The following is an 18,564-nucleotide window of genomic DNA, read 5'->3' on the forward strand; positions in this document are numbered from 1 at the left end:
CGCACTTCTCGTGTGGGGGACGGACGCGGAGCGATTCCACACCGCGGACGGGACCTCAGTGTCACACGAGTCCCCGCGAGGCGAAAGCGATACCGCGCTCTGTAGCCGGACGGTCACGGCCGTTTGCTCCTGGCGTACCGTTTGCTGCTTATGTCGCAGTGTCGCTGCCGCCGTGCGCCGATCAACTCCCCACCCTCGCCGCGGAGTCGAGACCGGTGAAGGTGTGCGCGTAGGAGGCTACGGCACCCGCGCCGTCCACTGCCAGCCGGACACCATGCGCTTTCGCCTCTACCACCTGCCCGCCCGTCTGGCCCGCCATGCTCGCCGCCGCTTCCTGCGCATCGAGCGGACCTGGCCCTGGGCACCGGCGTTCACCACCAGCTGGAAGCGGCTGACCCGGCTTCCGGCCGTCACCTGACGCCCGGCATCGCCCCCACGAGGACCAGGAAGGAGTGCAGCCCCGCAGTCTCCGGGCCCGTGGAACCCGGCGCAGCCGCGGCGTCACGCGACGGCCCACCCTCAACCGGCAGAGGACATTACGGGCGAACCGCCGGACCGATCACCGATCGAACCCCGCTGACGAATCGAGGCTAACGACGGACTACCGGCGCAGGACACTAGAAGAACGACGGGTCCGCCGCCACAAGGCGGCGGACCCGTCGCTGAAAGACCAGGGCCAGAGACAACCGGGCCCCATGCCATGCGGGGAGATACAGCAGCGGAAGTCGCCGAGGTCGAGTACACCGCCTTCACCGGCAAGGCCAAGAAAAGCGGCGCTTGTACTCTCCGTGGCGATCTGCCCGTTCACCACCACCGACACGAAGCCGAGAGATCGCAGTTCTGGCCCCCTTCCTGCCCCCGCCGACAGCCGGTTGAATGAACGCACATCGAGCATCGGGGGGCGCCATGATGGCGGAAGAGTTCGGGTATCAGATGTCGCCGAGACCGGCATCCGCGATGACTCCGACCGTGGAGGCGGTGGTGAACGCAGAGCTGAACAAGGCGAAGAACGAAAAGTCGGAGATACCTCTTGGTCTCACGGGAACAGGCCTGGCGGTAGCCGTCTTCTTGAATCCCCTCTGGTACCAGGACGAACCCTCACTGATCGCAGTCCTCCTCCCCTTGGCCTTGGGCATCGTTATGGTGATCTGGTCAGTACATGAGGACACCAAGATCAAGGGAAACGTGCAGGCCATGGAACGCAAGGCGGCTGTGGCGCTCTCGAGTTCCTGGCAGGTGTGGCCCTGCCGCTTGGAAGAACTACCCGGGGGGAAAGGCAAGGGAATGATGCTGCTCGGCCCGGATTCGACGGTCGCGTGCACCTTCAGCTCTCCGGTACCGGAAAGCGTATGGGTCGGTACGCCGGACGGTCGCGGAGTGTTCTGGTTCGCGGGCGACTTGCGGTTCGGAGGGCTGATGTCCGTCCCGGGTGGAAGTCCCCTCTGGTGGGCTCATCCCGTACCGACGCCACCGACGCTTGCACCCACCGGCCGCAGACAGGAAGCGCTCGAAGAAGCGGTCATCCACCAAGCCGTCGGCTTTGCCTTCGAGGAGTGGCTGTAGGAGTTGAGGACCAGGAGCAGGAGCCTGCGACTGTCTAGTAGACCGTCGCAGCTATTTTTTGGATAGAGGTGGCGGAGTTTGATGCGTGCGTCGTGGGTGGTGAAGTGCCAGTCCACCTGACATTGGTCGGCGTTGGTGGCGTTCTGCCAGGCCGAGAGTTCGGTGTTGAGGATGTCGAGGTTGCCGATCCGGCGGTCGAGGCATTGCCTGGTCAGTGCGGAGAGTTCGATCTCGGCGATGTTGAGCCATGACCCGTGTTTGGGTGTGTGGTGGATTTCGAGGCGTTGGGCCAGGGCGAAGGCCTCTTCTGGGTCGAATGCCTCGTAAAGTGAGGCGATGCCGTGGGTGTTGAGGTTGTCCATCACCAGCACCACGGCCTCGGGGTAATCCACGCTCAGCAGCTGCTTGACCTGGCCGGCCCAGTCGATCCGGGTCCGCTGGGGCAGTGCCTGAACCCGACGCCATCCGCGCAGGGGTTCGACCCACACGAAGATTGAGCACGTGCCGCAGCGGATGTACTCGCTGTCCTGGCAGGCGTCGTGACCAGGGCGGGCCGGGAGCGGGTTGCGGGCTTGATCGAGGAGCTGGTAGGGCTTCTCGTCCATGCACACCACCGGACGTGCCGGGTCATAGGGCCGGGCATAGATGGCCAGCGCGTCTTCCATCCGGGCCGCGAACTCCGCGTTCGCTCGTGGTGGGATGGTCCAGCACTTCTTCAGATGAGGACGCAGTTTCGTTTTTTTAAGACCCGCCCGATGGTGGAGTGATCCAGATCGGGGATGTCCTCGACCAGCGCGACGTGCTTCTCCAACAGCCGCAGCGACCACCGGGCATAACCCTCGGGTGGCTGTGAGCACGCCATCGCGATCAGCCGGGCTTCGACCTCACCGGTCACCGGCGAGGGCACCGGCGGGAGGTCGCGCTTCTTCCGCGCGACCGTGGCGTGAACATCGCCACCGGTCTCAGCGAAACGCTTGGCGACCAGCCGCAACGTCTCACCCGAGACCCCGACCCGGGCAGCAATCACGTCCTGCGAGCCGATCGCGCCTGCAGAAGTGTCGAGCGCGAGCAGTATCCGTGCCCGCCTGATCACCGAGGCCGGATGAACCCCCGTCGTGGTCACCCGAACCAACTCTTCACGATCAGCCGCGGTCAGCACCACCGGCCTCTTCTGCAAACCCATCACACCAGCCCTGTCTGGAAGAACGGAAGGAGAATCTGCCAGACACCAACCTCCCAACCAAACAACCCATAACTAAGCAGCGACACGCTACTAGGGCGTATTTCGAAAGTCCCGCACTGCTGAGGCCTCGTCCTGGGTGCGGGCTGCGGCCACGAGGTCACCGGCCATGGTCTGGGTCTTGGCCAGGGTGTCGAGGCCCACGGCCAGCCAGGTGCGGGAACCGATCTGTCGCCACAGCCTGACGGCTGCTTCGGCGCGTCGGCGGGCCGGCGCCGGTCGGCCTGCTACGAGTTGCGCCTCGGCGAGTGCATAGAGCGTCGCTGCCTCGCCCCACAGGTTGCCGAACTCCCGGTAGGTCCAGAGGGTGCCGGCCAGTAGTCGACGCCCCTCCGCATGAGCGCCTTGTCGCACCAGGACGTCCCCCAGCCAGCAGGTGGCGTGTGCGGTGGTGAGCCGGTCGCCCAGACTCTCGCTGATCGAGGCTGCCTGCCGGAAGCAGTCGGCGGCGGCGGGGTAGGCGCCACGTGCGCGGTGGCTCTGTCCCAGGCATCGCAGGGCCTGGGCTTCGCCGGGCCGGTAGCCCGCTTCCCGGCTCGCCCGCAGGCACTGTGTGAACCGCTCCATGGCCGCTTCGACACGCCCCTGCTCGAGGTAGATGACGCCGATGCCGTTGGTGGCGTAGACGAGGCAGTTGACGTTCTCCACCGTTCGGGCCAGCGCGGCCGCCTGTTCGAAATGACGCACGGCCGAGGAGTAGTGGCCCAACAGGCGGTGTACGTACGCCAGCCCGGCTGTGGCGCTGGCCCGGTAGTCCGGGCCCTCGCGGTCGGCGAGCTGCAGCGCCTGCTCGAAGTGGTCCAGCGCTTCCGGGTACCGGTCGAGGATGGTGGTGAGTTCGCCCAGGCAGCGGTGGAGTTGGGTGGCGCTGCGCTGGTTTCCGCTGCTCAGTGCCGCCTTGAGCGCCCGGTTCTGGAGCCGTTCCCAGTCGTCGAAGTGGCTGCCGATCTGGAAGAGCGTTGTCAGCGTGGCGGCCAGCCCGGCGGCCGGTGCGATCTCGGTTCTGTCGAGCGCCTGGTCCACCACGTCGATGAGGAATTGGCGCTCGTCGTTGAACCAGGCCAGTGGGTCCGCGAGGATCTGGGTGGTGTCCGTCGGGGAGGGCTGCCAGGATGCCAGGCCGGCCTGCGAGGTGCCCTGGAAGTCGACGCTGAGGGTGTCCGCGGCCAGGTCGGCCAGGTGCAGGCTCGCGCCCAGCAGCTGTGTGAGCGCGTCCGTACGGTCCAGCGGCGAGACCTCCCGCTCCGCCCGTTCCCGGCCCAGCAGCCGCACCAGGTCGTGCAGTCGGTAGCGCGCTCCGGTGGCACCAGCCGCCGCGACCTCCACCACATGCACATCCACCAGCTCGTCGAGCACGGCCTCCGCGCGGCCCAGGTCCATGTCCAGCAGCGCGGCCAGGGCCCAGACGGCGAAGTCCGGTCCAGGCAGCAGGGCGAGCATCCGCAGGGCGTGCCGAGTCATGGGGGCCATGCCCCGGTAGGTCAGCTCCAGGCTGGCCCGTACGGCGATGTGACCGACGGCCAGCTCATCAAGCTTGCGTTGCTCGTCGGCGAGCGCACGGGCGACCTTGGCCAGCGGCCAGTGCGGTCGTGCGGCCAGTCTCGCTCCGGTGACCCATACCGCGAGGGGCAGGCCGCCACAGGTTTCCACGATGGACCGGGCCGATTCGGACTCCGCGACGGTCCGGTCCGCGCCCACCATCTCACGCAACAGAGCCAGCCCCGTTGCGGAGTCGAGGACTCTCAGGGGGAGCCGGACGCCGCCCAGGCTCGCCAGTGTGGTCCGGCTGGTGACAATGGTGGCGCAGTGTTCACCGCTGGGCAGAAGGTCGTCCACCAGCAGCGCATCGGCCGCGTTGTCCAGCACGACGAGTGTCCTGCGCTGGGCCAGCAAGGTGCGGTAGAGATTGATTCGCCCGGTCGCGTCCGGGGGCATCGCACCGCCGTGTACGTCGAGCGCCCGCAAGAAGGTGCCCAGGACCGTGAACGGCTCGGCCGGCTCGTCACTGAAACCCCGCAGGTCCACGTAGAGCTGACCGTCCGGAAACCGGGAGGCCAGCAGATGCCCCGTGCGCACGGCGAAGGCCGTCTTGCCGACCCCGGCCGAACCAGTGACCAGGAGGGTCACCGGCCCGGACGTCTCCTGGCCGAGCAGTCGGCAGGCCTCGGCCAACTCGTCCTCCCTGCCGACGAAAAGGGACGGGGCCGGTGGAAGCAGGTGGGGGCGCGGTTGCTGTGCGTTCGCTCCGACCCGATCCTCGTGACCGCTGCTGGTGGCGTCGTCCGGCCGGTCCGAAGCCGACGCGTGCGGGCTTGCCGCTGACGCGGCCCGCTGAGGGGACGGGACGCGTGCCGGTACGGAAGCGATGCCGGAAAGGTGGGAGGGCACGTCGAGCGCAGGGTCGGAGGTGAGCAACTGCTGGTGAAGCTGTCGTAGGGCTTGGCCGGGATCGACCCCCAGCTCCTCGGCCAGCCGCCCCCGCATGCGCTGGTAGTGGGCCAGGGCATCAGCGGGACGTCCCTCGCGGTGCAGGGCGAGCATGAACTGGCCGGCCACCCGCTCGTCCAAGGGATGGGCGACGGCCCGTGCCGACAGATCGGCCAAACACTCGTTGTGGCGGCCGGTACGCAGCATGGCGTCGGCCCGGTCCAGCTCCGCCGTCCATCGCTCTGTCCGCAGCTGCTCGCGCACGGTGTCCACCCACAGGCAGTCCATGCCTGCCAGCGGTTCGCCCTGCCAAAGCCCGAGCCCCTCCTCGAACAGGCTCAGGGCGGACCGGTCGTCCGGGACCTTCCTGGCCCGTGCGATCAGGTGGCGGAAGCAGTGCAGATCCACCGTGGTCTCGTCTATGTCGAGCACGTAACCGCCGGACCGGCGGGCCAGACGGATGCCGTGCGGGTCCAGCTCGCGGCGCAAACGAGATATGTAGGTGTAGAGCGTGTCGAGGGCCCGGAGGGGTACGCGATCGTCCCATACGCGGCAGAGCAGCTGGTCGGCGGAGACGGGGCGGTTTGCGTCGATCAGCAAAACCGCGAGAACGCACTGCTGCCGCGGGTGCCCCAGAGGTACCGGCCTGCCGTCGACCCGCGCCTGAAGAGCGCTCAGTAATCGGAACTCCACCATGCCGCGCTCCCCTTTCGCGCCAGTACAGGCCCAGAGAGCATCACTGTGACCTGCCCCTCAAGGTTTTTCGCAAGGTTTGCCCCAGGTCGGCCGTACATCGTTGTCGACGTGTCCGGAACCTACCGGTCTAGTACCGACCGCGCCCGCATTGGGTGAAAAGGTCCGCAGAAAAGGAGAACCTATGCGTGCACGAATCTGGCTCACCGGCGCTGCACTGGGAGCCGCCCTGCTGACGGGTGGTACGGTCGCCACCGCGCAGGCGGCACCCGCCACCTCCGTGGCGCGGACGTATACCGACATCGGTACCTTCCCGTCCCAGAGCGCATGCCTTTCGTTCGGGCGGGCCGGCGTCTACTCCGACTGGTACTGCCAGAAGAGCAGCACCACCAGCAACTGGCACCTCTGGGTGAACTTGAATTCGTAGGGCGCATCCGGGACTTCGTGTGAGCCATCCGGCCTCACGTGGCGTTGAGCCGGTCCTCAAAGAAGAGCGAGAACTGGCTCAACGCCTCCGGGTCTCGGGCGACGGCAGCGTCCGACACATGACCGTCCCTACCCCACCCACCTGCGCTGCGCAGATCCTCCAGTTCCAGGAGGCCTCTGGCTCGCCGACAGGCCGGTGTGACTCCCGCCCGGGGCGTCGGACCCGGCGCCGTCCGGGTCCTCCAGGCCTTCGTGCCTATCGCCCGCCGCCGGCCCGGACGGCCCGGTCGGCGCGGCTGCCGCCCGGCGGCGGGCGTGAGGCGATCGGGATCGGGCCTCCGTCGACGGGCCGTACGAAGAGTCCTGTGCGGCCCGTCGGTGTCTGCCCCAGAGGCTCACCGGCTCAGGCGGTGGCGCGGTCCCCACGCGAACTCGAGGTCGTCCAGCAGGACGTCTTCCAGCGAGCCCTTCCACCGGCCGCGCAGGAGGAACGGGGCGCTCGCCATCCGTTCGCGGTGATCAGGCTCTCGGGCTGGCCGACCAGGGCATACCGGCCGTGTTCGGCGGGCGCGCTGCCCGGCCCGTACGCGCACAACAGCTCCTGGAAGCGCTCGCTGTGCTGTTCGGCGAATGCCTCCAGTCGCTGCATGTAGCCGTCCCGCTCATCCTCGCGTACGGCGCTGAGGGCCACGGCCAGGATCTCGCCCGACGCATCGGGGACGAGGAAGTTGCCCGGGCCGGTGCAGGCCCACGTGCACCGCCACCCGACGACTTCACCTGTCCAGGCCTTGGCACACCACACCCATCGTTCCGGGTTCGGTAGTGAAGCTTCCCCTTGATGTTGGACACCTGGAGACTGGGACGTGAGGTTCCAGAGGAAGTAGTGCCAGGTGGGAAGCAAGAGCAACCGCAGCAGGCGGTATACGGAGGAGTTCAAGCGCGACGCGGTCGCGCTGGTCCGGTCCTCCGGCAAGAACGTCACCGAGGTCGCCCGGGAGATCGGGGTCAGCGCCGAGGGACTGCGGAACTGGGTCAAGCAGGACACGATCGACCGCGGGCAAGGGGCGCCGGGCGAGCTGACGAGCACGGAACGGGAAGAGTTGCGCCGGCTGCGGCGGCAGAACCGCGAGCAGGCCGAGACGATCGAGGTGCTGCGAAAAGCGGCGGTCTTCTTCGCGAAAGAGAGCGATCGATGAACGACATGTACTCGTTCATCGAGGCGGAGAAGACCACCCACGGAGTCGCTCTGCTGTGCCGGCTGCTGAAGGTGGCCCGGTCCTCCTTCTACGCCTGGCTGGCCGGCGAGCAGGCCCGCGCCGCCCGCCAGGCCGCCGACGACGCCCTGGCCCACGAGATCACCGTGTTGCACATCGCCTCCCGGTGCACCTACGGAGTGCCGCGTATCCATGCCGAGTTGCGCAGGCTGGACCGGCAGGTCAACCGCAAGCGAGTGGAGCGGATCATGCGTGAGCGCGGCATCGCCGGGGTCACCCGGCGCAAGCGCCGGTCGCTGACCCGTCCGGCGAAGAGGGCGGTGCCCGCCGGCGACCTGATCGGCCGCGACTTCACGGCCGATGCCCCGGGCCGGAAACTGGTCGGGGACATCACCTATATCCCCACCGACGAGGGCTGGCTGTATCTGGCGACCTGGCTGGACCTGGCCACCCGCGAGATCGTCGGCTACTCGATGGCCGACCGCCCCGTCAACTCCGTCATCCAACCCGCTGGTCGTCCCACAACACACTCCTCTGATCAGGGGTGTTGCAACGACTGGTTGAACCTGGGGAATACACCTCTGATGAACTCCGCCGGGAAATAGGCCGGTTGGGCCTGCGGCCGAGCATGGGCCGAACCGGCTCGTGCTTCGACTGTGAGGATGATCAGGTACCGCTTCAGGCGGTGGCCTGACCCGTGCTTCGACTGGCGTTATTGCCTTGGCGTTGATCTGTCGGCCACTGCCTGGAGCGGCATTCGCTGCCGCCGGGCAGGGGACGTGTCCCGATAGGGGCCTTCGCGACAGGCACCGTCACAGTCTTGACCGCCCCGGCCCGGCGACGGCCACCAGCACCCGAGGCGATCAGGAGACAGGCGACCTTGCCCAGCATCATGCAGCCCACGGCCCCATGTCACGTCCCGGCCGAAGCCGAGGAGGACATTCTGCTCGGGGTGGACACCCACAAGGACATCCACGCCGCAGCCGTCATCACCACGCTCGGCGCCGCTCTGGACGGCCGCAGCTTCCCGGCGACTGCGGAGGGCTATCGTCAACTCGTCTCCTGGGCTCGCTCGTTCGGCATGCTGCGGCGAGCCGGGGTCGAGTGCACCGGCTCCTATGGCGCCGCCCTCACGCGGCACCTGCGGGCCGAAGGCATTGAGGTCACCGAGGTCAACCAGCCCGACAAGGCCGCCCGGCGGCGCCACGGCAAGACCGATGCCATCGATGCCGAAGCCGCCGCCCGCGCCGTATTGTCCGGTCGCGCCACTGCCACGGCGAAGACGGGTGATGGCCCAGTGGAGATGCTGCGGCTGTTCAAGCTGGCGAAGGGGTCCGCGACCAGCGCCAGCGCGCGGCGCACCGCGACACCGACGCCCTCGGACGTCAGCCCGTACATCACGGTGCCCTCGGGCAGCCCCGCGTCGATCCGGGCGGCCAGGCCCGCCGTGTCCGTGTCCGCGGGGGCGCCCTCCAACGCGCGGTTCACCGCGTCCAGCGCCTCGTCCGGCTCCAGGAAGAAGTCACCCGCCACGCGCACGTGCCGCAGCGCGCCGTCCTCCACCCCGACGTCCACGACGACGAGCTTCCCGCCGGGCACCTTGTACTCACCGTGCACCGTCCGACCTCCGATCCGCCGAAGCAGACCAACACCACGAACCCTCGCGGTGTTCCCGCGGGCCGGGCGGGAGCGGGAAAGGTCACACGGGTCCCGGAGCGGATGTTTCGCGGCGTGCCTGCGTCGGCGTGGTGCTGGGCAGGGGGAGATCGAGCAGTTCACGTATCCGGCGGACGTGGGTGTGCCCGTTGTGCTGGTCCACCGACCGCACATGCCCGAGGAAGGTCTCCGCGTCGGACGCCTTGGCGGCCTGCCGCCAGAACGGCAGCCCCGCTTCGAGCTCCGCCACGAGTTGTTCGGCCGGCCGCTGCGCCCCGGGCAGGTCGGCGTCCTTGAGCAGCCGGATGCTCTCGGCCTGCGCCTCGGCCATCTGCCTGGCCCAGGCCTTGGCTTCGTCCAGATCGTCCTGGGGGCCGCGCGCCGGACGGAGCATGCCCGTGGCGTTCAGCGGCTTCACGGCGGAGAGGAAGGCCAGCTGACCGGAGTCCAGGTTGGACGCGTCGCGCCTGACCGTGGTGTCGTTTTCGCGTCGCCCTTCGGGCCCACCCAGCACCGCACGGTGCGGTTTCCGGCGGCCCAGTTCCGTTCGCTCGAGCCAGCGTCGCGATGTGCTCCAACTGTTCGGCCGTCTCCTGAGGCGGCAGGATCGGCTGGCGGTGCAACGATTCGGACAGTACCGCCCAATACACGGGCGTCCTGTGGTTGTCCTCGAAGAGGCGTCCCCGGGCCATGCGGGCCGCGACCTTCTCCTCCACCTCGTCGTCCGGTGCCAGCGGGTGCGTCGCCCGTACCACCGCCCGCGCGTACGAGTCCGTCTGGAGCAGTCCCGGAATCAGGGTCGGGCACCACTCCTCAATGGCCTCCGCGTGCTTCTCCGCCTCCAGCACGCGCTCGAAGTAACGAGCGTGGCCCCGCCGCTTGGCGTTGCGTACGTCCTCGCAGCGCCGCTTGAAGAAGCCGTCCGTGCCGAGCACCCGGTCCACGTGTTCGGCCAGTTCCGCCGGCATCCACCGCTCGCCCCGTTCGATCTCGCTGAGATGGCTCGGACCGTAGAAGCTGCCGTCGACCAGTTGCTGGAGCGTCAGCCCGGCCTCCTCCCGTTTCCAGCGCAACTCCGCGCCGTAGAAGGTGGGAACGCTTGCCGAGCCGTCGATGTCCTTGCGCTGTCCCATCGTTCACCGTCCTGGTGGCCGTTACTGTCCGTCTCACGGCGTGTCCGCCCGAGTCCCGGCGGTTCCCCTGGCGATGCCAACCGCATCTGTCATACGCGCAGTTCAGGGCCGGGAGCCCGAACCTCTGTCACGGTACGCGGCGCGCACCAGACTGCGAGCAGTTCGTCACAGAGCGCACTGGAAGGTGTGAACCCCCGATGCACGACCATTCCGATGTACAGGACCGCGCCGAGGGCCCTGCGGGCCACGTAGGGGGCGGCGTGCTGCGGCCGCCCCTGACGCCGGAACTGCTCGCCACGCCGGGGGAGGTGCGGGAGGTACGCAGGGAGATCCGCGTCTACGCGGCCGAGCCGTGCGCCGACCTCGAGCTCTGTGTGAGCGAACTCCTCACCAACGTCATCCGCCACCTCGGCGAGGGCGTCCCCGTGACCGTCCGCGTGTCCCGCACCCGGGACCGCACGCGACTGGAGGTCACCGACCCGGACCCGCGCGCCCTGCCCGTGCTGTGCCGGACGTCCGACGAGAACGACGAGTCCGGCCGCGGCCTCGCCCTGCTCGACGCGCTGAGCCTGCGGTGGGGAGTGGACCAGTGGCCCGGCAGCAAGACTGTGTGGTGCGAACTGCCGGCCTCGACGCCGGCCGCCGAGTGCGGCCGACACGGTGGCACCGACACCACGTTCGAGCGTCATGCCGGTGACGAGAAAATGCGGGCGGGCGCCGTGAGGACTGAGCTTCCGGCGAATGTGCACTGAGATGAGGTCGTTGCCCCGGAACCTCGGATGGGCTCGCCACCGGCGCAGTTCGGTGGCGGGCCCGGGTGCACATGCTCACCCGTGGGCAGCGGACGGACACGTACCCGTCCCGAGAGTCGGGGATTTTGTTCAGCAGCGGTCCGCGACCTCCGGGTCCCTATGGCGACTGGGCCGCCGTCCTGGTAGCCAGTGAGCCTTTTCCCAACCTCAAGCTGCGTGGCCAGGTGGAGGGCAAAGGCGTAGCGAGAGCGGTGTGAGCAGTCGCGAGGCAGGATCGACTGCGACCTACGTTCGCCCGACGTCTAGGACAGAACCAGACCTATATGGCGCCTATGGTCGCTGCTGACAGCCGACATTGCCGAGAGGACCGCGATGCCCGAGCAGACCAATGCCGCGCCGGCGGGTTACACCAGCGTTGCACCCTGGGTCGTCACCGACGACACGGGGGCTTTCCTCGACTTCGTCTCCCAGGCGTTCGGGGGTGAGGAACTGGGGCGAGTGTCGACCGAGGACGGTTTGATCGGCCACGGCGAGATCCGAGTTGGCGACACCGTCGTGCTGGCCTTCGACCGACACGCGGACTGGCCCACCATGCCGAGCCTGCTGCGCGTGTTCGTCGCCGACGCGGACCAAGCGTTTTCGCAAGCTGTCGCTGCTGGCGGCCGGGTCGTCACTGCTGTAGCGGGCGACGCCTTCGGACAGCGCGGAGGGCGTGTCAAAGACCCCTTCGGCAACATCTGGTGGGTGGTCAGCCGGGTTGAGGACGTCTCTGAGGACGAGATGTGGAAGCGGCTGCAGGACCCCGTGTACGCCGAGGCCATGCGCGTAGCCCAGGAGACACTCGACGCCGAGCTCAGCGGTCGACACCGCGGGAGCAGCAGCGCACCGGTCAGGGAATCCAGCTGACCACGCTGGTCGGGGTTCGGATACACCACACCGGCGGCCGGTGAGCGACTTCAACCTGCCGTGGAATCTTGCAAGTTGGCCTGGCGCAGGGGGTGAAGCCCCTGGTAGATGGGTTTTCGACCGCGAAATCCGGCACTACCAGAGGTTTCACGTGCTTGTTTACCCGTCCGGGCTGGACGTGTCCACTTCCGCCCTCCGCTTCCTCTCCGCTCGCCTGCGCGAACACCGCCGCGGACTCGGCACCCGATGGCGGCGCCTGAGCGCGGGTCGACAGGCTCTGCTCACCCTCGCCCGTCTCCCGCAACGGCCATCCGTATGCGCAGCTCGCAGCCGGATTCGGCGTGGGCACCACGACCGCTTACCGCTACATCGCCGAAGCGGTCAAGGTCCTGGCCACCCTCGTCCCGACGCTCGCAGAGGCGGTCCGGGCAGCATCGACGAAAGCATTCGTCCTGCTGGACGGGACACTGCTGCCGATCGACCGGGTTGCCGCACGCCGAGGTCGTCAGCGAGCTGCGGCGGCGCGGTCATGACGTGACCGTGGGCGGGCCGTGGTCCGAGGGGCGCCTGTGCGCCGTCGCGCGCTGCCCCGAGACCGGCATCCTGTCCGCGGCCGCGAACCCGCGGGGGATGCAGGGGTACGCGGTCGGCCGGTGAGGCGGCCGGGCGGCGTCCGGCATGCGCCGGCTGCGGGTGTCCACCGGACCGTCCCCCGATGTCCGATGACGGGTGTTCACGCCGATTCCACCCGGAGTGCACCGGCCCGGCGGGGAATGTCAGTGGGGCATGTTCTCATGGAGGCATGATCGAAGAGACGGAAACCATCGAAGAGTTTCTCGCACGTCACTCGGCCGACGTGGAGGAGGCGGTCCGCAAGGCGGCCGCGGCCGAGATCATGCCCCGCTTCCGCCGGCTGGCGGAGCACGAGGTCGACCAGAAGGCGGGACCGCACGACCTGGTGACGGACGCCGACCGGCTGGCCGAGCAGTATCTCACGGACACGCTCGGCGCCCTGCTGCCGGGCTCGGTCGTGGTCGGCGAGGAGGCGGTGCACGCCGACCCGGCGGTGTACGAGGCGATACAGGGCGACGCCCCGGTCTGGATCGTCGACCCGGTCGACGGCACACGGCAGTTCGTGCACGGCGACCCGGGCTTCTGCACCCTGGTCGCCCTCGCCCGGCACGGGGTCCTGCTCGCCTCCTGGACGTACGCGCCGGCGCGCGACCAGCTCGCCACGGCCGTACGCGGTCGGGGCGCCTTCCTCGACGGCGTGCGCCTGCGCAGCGGTGCGCCCGAGCCGGGGCGGCCCCTCGAAGTCGCCACGTCCCACCCCGACTACACGACGGACGAAGAGAAGCAGGCCCTGCGCGGCCTGTGGGCGGACGGGGTCGCACCGCGTCCCTGCGGCTCGGCCGGACTGGAGTATCTCGCCATCGCCCGGGGTGAGTTGGACGCCACTGTCTTCTGCTGGGAGGCGGCATGGGACCACGCGGCGGGCCTGCTCCTGGTCGAGGAGGCCGGCGGCACCCACCAGACCCTGACTGGCGCCCCCTTCCGCATCACGGGCGGCAACACCCTGCCCTTCACAACGGCCCGGGACGCGGCGACGGCCCGCCGGATCACGGACCTGCTCTCGGCCCCGGAGACGGAAGGCGCGCCCCTGGCGCGCTGACCCCGGCAGGGGAGGCCGCCCGTGCCTCCGGCCAAGGCCGATCAGGCACCCAGGCACCCGGGCAGTCCCCCTCCCACACCGCCCACCCTGCCACCAGCCCGCCGACCCGCCCCCGTCGTGTCGGTGGTGCGGCATATCCTGGGGCCGAGTGGCCATCGGCTGACTAGGGGGTCCGAAGGTGCCGTCGATGCTCGATGCGGTCGTGGTGGGTGCGGGGCCGAACGGACTGACCGCTGCCGTGGAGCTCGCCCGCCGCGGCTTCGACGTGGCGGTGTTCGAGGCGCGGGACACCGTGGGCGGCGGTGCCCGCACCGAGGAACTCACCCTGCCCGGCTTCCGGCACGACCCGTGCTCCGCCGCGCACCCCCTCGGCATCAACTCGCCCGCGTTCCGCGCCCTGCCCCTGGAGCGCTACGGTCTCGAATGGCTGCACGCCGAGCTGCCCATGGCGCACCCCTTCCCGGACGGCACCGCGGCCGTGCTGTCCCGGTCCGTCGCGGAGACTGCCGCCTCCTTCGGACCGCGCGACGCGGGCACGTACCGCAGACTGGTCCAGCCGTTCCTGCCCAGGTGGGACACCCTCGCCCGCGACTTCATGTCACTGCCCCTGACCGCGCTTCCGCGCGACCCGGTCACCCTGGCCCGCTTCGGCCTGGTCGGCCTGCCCCCGTCCACCTGGCTGATGCGCCGCTTCCGGGACGAGCGGGCCAGGACCCTCTTCGCCGGACTCGTCGCCCACGTCATGGCACCCCTAGGCGGCTTCGCCACAGGCGCCGTCGGCCTGGTCTTCGCGCTCGCCGCGCACGCCCGCGGCTGGCCGGTGGCCCGCGGCGGCTCCCAGGCGATCTCCGACGCCCTCGCCGCGTACCTCAAGGACCTCGGCGGCGCCGTACACACCGATTACGAGGTCAAGCGCCTCGACGACCTGCCGCCCGCGCGGGCGTACATCTTCGACACCTCGCCCACCGCGCTGGCCCGCATCGCCGGACTCGGCCGCTACTACGACGGCTACCGCTACGGCCCCGGCGTCTTCAAGATCGACTACGCCCTGGACGGCCCCGTGCCGTGGACCGCGCGGGAGCCCCGCGGCGCCGGCACCGTACAGATCGGCGCCGACAGCGCCGAGATCGGCAGCGCACTGCGCGCCGCGTCCCGCGAGGGCCACGCACCCGAGCGGCCCTTCCTCATCACCGTCCAGCCCAGCGTCGCCGACCCCACCCGCGCCCCCGAGGGCAAGCAGGTCTTCTGGGCGTACGGCCATGTCCCCAACGGCTGGACCGGCGACCTCACCGACGTCGTGGAACGCCAGCTCGAACGCTTCGCCCCCGGCTTCCGTGACCGCGTACTCGCCCGCGCCACCGCGGGACCGCCCGAGATCGCCGCCCGCAACGCCAACTACGTCGGCGGCGACATCGGCTCCGGCGCGGTCTCCGGGCTCCAGCTCCTGCTGCGCCCGAAACCGTCGCTGTTCCCGTACAGCACCCCGCATCCGGCCGTCTTCATCTGCTCGTCGGCCACCCCGCCGGGCCCCGGCGTGCACGGCATGTCGGGGCACAACGCCGCGAAGGCCGTCTGGAGGAGGCTGCGTCAGACATGACCACCGCCATCACGCTCGTCCAGGGCGACATCACCAGGCAGCGCGCCGACGCGATCGTCAACGCCGCCAACTCCTCCCTCCTCGGCGGCGGTGGCGTCGACGGCGCCATCCACCGGCGCGGCGGCCCCGCGATCCTTCAGGAGTGCCGCGCCCTGCGCGCCTCCGGGTACGGCAAGGGCCTGCCTGCGGGCCAGGCGGTCGCCACCACGGCCGGCGAACTGGACGCCCTCTGGGTGATCCACACCGTCGGCCCCGTCCACAGCGACGCCGAGGACCGCTCGCACCTGCTGGCCTCCTGCTACCGCACGTCCCTCCACGTCGCCGACGAGCTGGGCGCGCGCACCGTGGCGTTTCCGGCGATCTCCACGGGCGTCTACCGCTGGCCGATGGACGACGCGGCCCGAATCGCGGTGGAGACCGTGCGGGAGACCGGCTCCTCGGTCGAGGAGGTCCGCTTCGTCCTCTTCGACGACCGGGCCCACCAGGCGTTCGCGGCGCAGGTCGGCTGACCCGGCCGACTCCTGTCCGGGACGGAACTCCGGCAAATTGCCCTATAAAATGATGAATTATGGCGGGTAGGAGCCGAGGCGGACGCGCTCACGCCGGCGTCGGCCGTCATCGGGCAGTGGCGCCGCCGTGATCTGGGAGATGCTGGGCCTGGGTTTCGTGCTCAGCCTGGACAACTTCCGGGTGGCGATCGCGCTCGGTACCGTCCCCTTCGGCCTGAAACGCGCGGTGCAGGTGGCGCTGACCTTCGGGCTGTGGGACGCGGTCATGCCCCTGGTCGGGCTGCTGATCGGCCGCGAGATCGGGGAGGCCGTCGGGGGCGTCGCGGACGTGGTGGGTGCGCTCGCGCTCGGCGGGTACGGCCTCTACCTCGTCGTCTCGGCCCTCCGTAACCCCGAGCCGGACGAGCTGGACCACCCGTGGGCGCTGTTCGGCATCCCGCTGACGCTGAGCCTGGACAACTTGGTGGCCGGGGCGAGCCTCGGGATCCTCGGACTCTCGCCGTGGGTCGCGGCCCCCGTCTTCGGCCTCATCACGGCCGTGATGTCGCTGATCGGGCTCCGGCTCGGGCGGGCCGCCGCGCGCCTCGTCCGGATCCGCGCGGACCTGGTGAGCGGGGTCAGCCTGATCATTGCCGCCGCGGTGCTGCCGCTGCTGTTCGGCGGCTAGTCCGGTGCGCCCGGGGGACCAGCGCGGGGGCGTCGGTCCGCGAGCCGGCGTTGGCGGCCTCGACCGCCCGGGCGACCAGATCGTGGTCGGGCGACAGATGGCAGACCGGGTCGGTGCGGGCGGCGTCGCCGGTGAGCAGGAACGCCTGGCAGCGGCACCCGCCGAAGTCGACCTCCCGCCGGGGGCAGCTCCGGCAGGGTTCCGGCATCCAGTCGGTCCCCCGGAACGCGTTCATCACCGGGGAGTCGGCCCAGATCCGCTCCAGCGAGTCCTCCCGCACACTGGCCCGGGGCAACGGCAGGGACTGGGCGGCCGGACAGGGCAGCACGTCGCCGTTCGGCGTCACCGTCAGCATCCGGGAGGCCCAGCCGTCCATGCAGGGCTTCGGGTAGCGGCTGTAGTAGTCGGGAAGGACGTAGATGATGTCCATGCGGTCCCGCAGCCGCTCGCGGGCGGCCCGTGCGACGGCCTCGGCCGCCTCCAGCTGGGCCCGGCTCGGCAGCAGCGCGGCACGGTTGCGCCAGGCCCAGCCGTAGTACTGGGTGTTGGCCAGCTCCACCCGGTCCGCGCCCGCCTCCTCGGCCAGCCCCAGCACCTCGGCGACGCGGTCGATGTTGTACCGGTGCAGCACCACGTTCACGGTGAGCGGCCAGCCCAGCTCCTTGACCAGGCCCATCGCCTCGATCTTGCGCCGGAAGGAAGGGAACCCGGCGATCCGGTCGGACACGGCAGGCTCGTCGGCCTGGATGCTGATCTGTACATGGTCAAGGCCCGCGGCCCGCAGCCGCTCGGCCCTCGGACGCGAGAACCCGACGGCGCTGGTGATGAGGTTGGTGTAGAGACCCAGGTCGTGGGCGACCGCCACGATCTCCACCAGGTCGCGCCGCAGCAGCGGCTCCCCGCCGGACAGATGGCACTGGAGCACCCCCAGGTCGGCGGCCTCGGCCAGCACCCGCTGCCACTCCTCGGTGGCCAGCTCGTCCCGGTGGTCGCCCAGGTTCAGCGGGTTCGAGCAGTACGGGCAGGCCAGCGGGCACCGGTAGGTCAGCTCGGCGAGCAGTCCGTACGGGCTATCCATCGGCGAGCTCCACCCAGCGCCGGGCGACGAGCCGGGCCAGGAACCGCCGCACCTCGTCGCCGGGAACGGAGTCGTAGTGCGCGCCCAGCTCCGCCACGATCCCGGCCACGGTGTGCCGCCCGTCGCACAGCCTCAGGATGTCCGCGCCGCTGCCGTTCAGCACCACCACCGTCTCGGGGTGCAGCAGGACCGGACGCTGCCTGGTCCGGGAGAAGGCCAGCCGGACATGGCGCGCGAGGCGGGGCCGGTCCGAGCCGGACACCTCGACGCCGGGGCGGGTTCCGGCGGTCGTCTGCTTCGTTCCGGTAGGGGTCGGGTCCATGATGGTCACTCCGGATAGGCCTGGTCGACGGCGTCCATCAGGCTCCACAGGACGTCGCACTTGAACGACAGCGCGTCGAGGGCGCGCGCCTGGGACTCGGCGGAGAGGCAGTGCGCGGTGACCACTTCCAGGGCGTGCTCGCAGTCGCGGGGCGCCTGCTCCAGGCGGGCCCGGAAATACGCGAGACCCTCGGGGTCGATCCACGGGTACCACCGCTCGAACGCGGCCAGCCGCGCCGCCATCAGGTCCGGCGCGAACAGCTCCGTGAGCGAGGACGCCACCGCTTCCACCCACGGGCGGGTCCGTGTGAAGGTGACGTAGGCGTCGACGGCGAACCGCACCCCGGGCACCAGGTGCCGGTGGTCCCTGACTTCCTCACGGGTCAGCCCGGCTGCCTCGCCGAGACGCAGCCATGCCTCGATGCCGCCCTCGCCGGCGGCGGTGCCGTCGTGGTCGAGGATCCGCCGGATCCAGCGGCGCCGTACCTCCACGTCCGGGCAGTTGGAGAGGATCGCGGCGTCCTTGCGGGGGATGTTCTCCTGGTAGTAGAAGCGGTTGGCCACCCAGCCCCGGATCTGCCCGCGACTGAGCCGGCCGGCGTTCATCCGGACGTGGAACGGGTGCTGGTCGTGGTACCGCCGCGAGTGGTCCCGCAGCGCCTCGACGAAGCCGTCGGCGCCGGTCCTCGTGGTCGTCGTTGTCGTCACGG

At 69.9% G+C, this 18,564-nt stretch carries 19 protein-coding genes and 4 pseudogenes; 13 read left to right on the forward strand and 10 right to left on the reverse strand.

Annotation, left to right across the window (positions count from 1 at the left end):
• Nucleotides 1–223 precede the first annotated feature (223 nt).
• Complete coding sequence (locus OIE49_RS28955) at nt 224–418, forward strand: hypothetical protein (protein WP_326804833.1); 195 nt, start codon at nt 224–226, stop codon at nt 416–418.
• A 563-nt stretch (nt 419–981) separates the two neighbouring features.
• Nucleotides 982–1,563, forward strand: a complete 582-nt coding sequence (locus OIE49_RS28960) for a hypothetical protein (RefSeq protein WP_326804834.1) — start codon at nt 982–984, stop codon at nt 1,561–1,563.
• Here OIE49_RS28960 and OIE49_RS28965 read toward each other — a convergent pair.
• From OIE49_RS28965 to OIE49_RS28975, 3 genes are all read right to left on the reverse strand, one after another.
• Complete coding sequence (locus OIE49_RS28965; protein ID WP_326804835.1) at nt 1,452–2,390, reverse strand: IS630 family transposase; 939 nt, start codon at nt 2,388–2,390, stop codon at nt 1,452–1,454. The two genes, OIE49_RS28960 and OIE49_RS28965, sit on opposite strands and share 112 nt — an antisense overlap.
• The gene (locus tag OIE49_RS28970; RefSeq protein ID WP_326804836.1) at nt 2,279–2,746 is read right to left on the reverse strand and encodes a helix-turn-helix domain-containing protein; all 468 of its coding nucleotides are present in this window, start codon (nt 2,744–2,746) and stop codon (nt 2,279–2,281) included. The genes OIE49_RS28965 and OIE49_RS28970 overlap by 112 nt, the downstream gene beginning before the upstream one ends.
• Nucleotides 2,747–2,836: 90 nt before the next feature.
• Nucleotides 2,837–5,926, reverse strand: a complete 3,090-nt coding sequence (locus tag OIE49_RS28975; protein ID WP_326804837.1) for an AfsR/SARP family transcriptional regulator — start codon at nt 5,924–5,926, stop codon at nt 2,837–2,839.
• Between the two features lie 181 nt (nt 5,927–6,107).
• Between OIE49_RS28975 and OIE49_RS28980 the strand changes: the two genes are divergently transcribed.
• Nucleotides 6,108–6,350, forward strand: coding sequence for a hypothetical protein (locus tag OIE49_RS28980; protein ID WP_326804838.1), 243 nt, complete (start codon nt 6,108–6,110; stop codon nt 6,348–6,350).
• Nucleotides 6,351–6,752: 402 nt separating this feature from the next.
• Here the strand turns inward: OIE49_RS28980 and OIE49_RS28985 are convergent, their stop codons facing one another.
• On the reverse strand, nt 6,753–7,151 hold the full coding sequence (locus OIE49_RS28985; RefSeq protein ID WP_326804839.1) for a hypothetical protein: 399 nt from the start codon (nt 7,149–7,151) through the stop codon (nt 6,753–6,755).
• Nucleotides 7,152–7,239: 88 nt separating this feature from the next.
• Between OIE49_RS28985 and OIE49_RS28990 the strand changes: the two genes are divergently transcribed.
• From OIE49_RS28990 to OIE49_RS29000, 3 genes and pseudogenes are all read left to right on the forward strand, one after another.
• Complete coding sequence (locus tag OIE49_RS28990; RefSeq protein ID WP_326804840.1) at nt 7,240–7,545, forward strand: transposase; 306 nt, start codon at nt 7,240–7,242, stop codon at nt 7,543–7,545.
• Nucleotides 7,542–8,168 carry an IS3 family transposase gene (locus tag OIE49_RS28995; protein WP_326804841.1) on the forward strand — a complete coding sequence of 209 codons (627 nt, stop codon included), beginning with the start codon at nt 7,542–7,544 and terminating at the stop codon, nt 8,166–8,168. Before OIE49_RS28990 ends, OIE49_RS28995 begins: the two co-directional genes overlap by 4 nt.
• A 275-nt stretch (nt 8,169–8,443) precedes the next feature.
• Nucleotides 8,444–8,902, forward strand: a pseudogene (locus OIE49_RS29000) (IS110 family transposase); the annotation flags it as partial.
• Here OIE49_RS29000 and OIE49_RS29005 read toward each other — a convergent pair.
• The 3 genes and pseudogenes from OIE49_RS29005 to OIE49_RS29015 form a co-directional block, all read right to left on the reverse strand.
• A pseudogene (locus tag OIE49_RS29005) lies at nt 8,901–9,180 on the reverse strand (lipoate--protein ligase family protein); the annotation flags it as partial. The pseudogenes OIE49_RS29000 and OIE49_RS29005 overlap by 2 nt on opposite strands.
• A gap of 82 nt (nt 9,181–9,262) precedes the next feature.
• Nucleotides 9,263–9,733, reverse strand: a complete 471-nt coding sequence (locus tag OIE49_RS29010; protein ID WP_326806446.1) for a hypothetical protein — start codon at nt 9,731–9,733, stop codon at nt 9,263–9,265.
• A 37-nt stretch (nt 9,734–9,770) separates the two neighbouring features.
• Nucleotides 9,771–10,352, reverse strand: a pseudogene (locus OIE49_RS29015) (helix-turn-helix domain-containing protein); the annotation flags it as partial.
• Nucleotides 10,353–10,549: 197 nt separating this feature from the next.
• Here OIE49_RS29015 and OIE49_RS29020 point away from each other — a divergent pair.
• The 7 genes and pseudogenes from OIE49_RS29020 to OIE49_RS29050 all read left to right on the forward strand — a co-directional run bounded on the left by OIE49_RS29020 (nt 10,550) and on the right by OIE49_RS29050 (nt 16,455).
• Nucleotides 10,550–11,104, forward strand: a complete 555-nt coding sequence (locus OIE49_RS29020) for an ATP-binding protein (RefSeq protein WP_326804842.1) — start codon at nt 10,550–10,552, stop codon at nt 11,102–11,104.
• Nucleotides 11,105–11,476: 372 nt separating this feature from the next.
• A complete protein-coding gene (locus tag OIE49_RS29025) occupies nt 11,477–12,010 on the forward strand; it encodes a VOC family protein (RefSeq protein ID WP_326804843.1) in 534 nt (177 codons plus the stop codon).
• A gap of 151 nt (nt 12,011–12,161) precedes the next feature.
• A pseudogene (locus OIE49_RS29030) lies at nt 12,162–12,510 on the forward strand (helix-turn-helix domain-containing protein); the annotation flags it as partial.
• Between the two features lie 302 nt (nt 12,511–12,812).
• Nucleotides 12,813–13,682: an inositol monophosphatase family protein gene (locus OIE49_RS29035; protein ID WP_326804844.1), complete on the forward strand. Its 870-nt coding sequence runs from the start codon at nt 12,813–12,815 to the stop codon at nt 13,680–13,682.
• Nucleotides 13,683–13,869: 187 nt separating this feature from the next.
• A complete protein-coding gene (locus OIE49_RS29040; RefSeq protein WP_326804845.1) occupies nt 13,870–15,279 on the forward strand; it encodes a phytoene desaturase family protein in 1,410 nt (469 codons plus the stop codon).
• Complete coding sequence (locus OIE49_RS29045; protein ID WP_326804846.1) at nt 15,276–15,788, forward strand: O-acetyl-ADP-ribose deacetylase; 513 nt, start codon at nt 15,276–15,278, stop codon at nt 15,786–15,788. The genes OIE49_RS29040 and OIE49_RS29045 overlap by 4 nt, the downstream gene beginning before the upstream one ends.
• 127 nt (nt 15,789–15,915) lie before the next feature.
• Nucleotides 15,916–16,455 carry a manganese efflux pump MntP gene (locus tag OIE49_RS29050; protein WP_326804847.1) on the forward strand — a complete coding sequence of 180 codons (540 nt, stop codon included), beginning with the start codon at nt 15,916–15,918 and terminating at the stop codon, nt 16,453–16,455.
• On the opposite strand, the gene pqqE is transcribed toward OIE49_RS29050, so the two are convergent.
• The 3 genes from pqqE to pqqC are packed head-to-tail and all read right to left on the reverse strand — an operon-like array spanning nt 16,415 to nt 18,562.
• Nucleotides 16,415–17,533, reverse strand: coding sequence for a pyrroloquinoline quinone biosynthesis protein PqqE (pqqE, locus tag OIE49_RS29055; protein ID WP_326804848.1), 1,119 nt, complete (start codon nt 17,531–17,533; stop codon nt 16,415–16,417). The two genes, OIE49_RS29050 and pqqE, sit on opposite strands and share 41 nt — an antisense overlap.
• Nucleotides 17,526–17,855, reverse strand: coding sequence for a pyrroloquinoline quinone biosynthesis peptide chaperone PqqD (gene pqqD / locus OIE49_RS29060; protein ID WP_326804849.1), 330 nt, complete (start codon nt 17,853–17,855; stop codon nt 17,526–17,528). Before pqqD ends, pqqE begins: the two co-directional genes overlap by 8 nt.
• Nucleotides 17,856–17,860: 5 nt before the next feature.
• Nucleotides 17,861–18,562: a pyrroloquinoline-quinone synthase PqqC gene (gene pqqC, locus OIE49_RS29065; protein WP_326804850.1), complete on the reverse strand. Its 702-nt coding sequence runs from the start codon at nt 18,560–18,562 to the stop codon at nt 17,861–17,863.
• Between the last annotated feature and the right edge of the window lie 2 nt (nt 18,563–18,564).

Source organism: Streptomyces sp. NBC_01788, assembly GCF_035917575.1.
Lineage (GTDB): Bacteria > Actinomycetota > Actinomycetes > Streptomycetales > Streptomycetaceae > Streptomyces.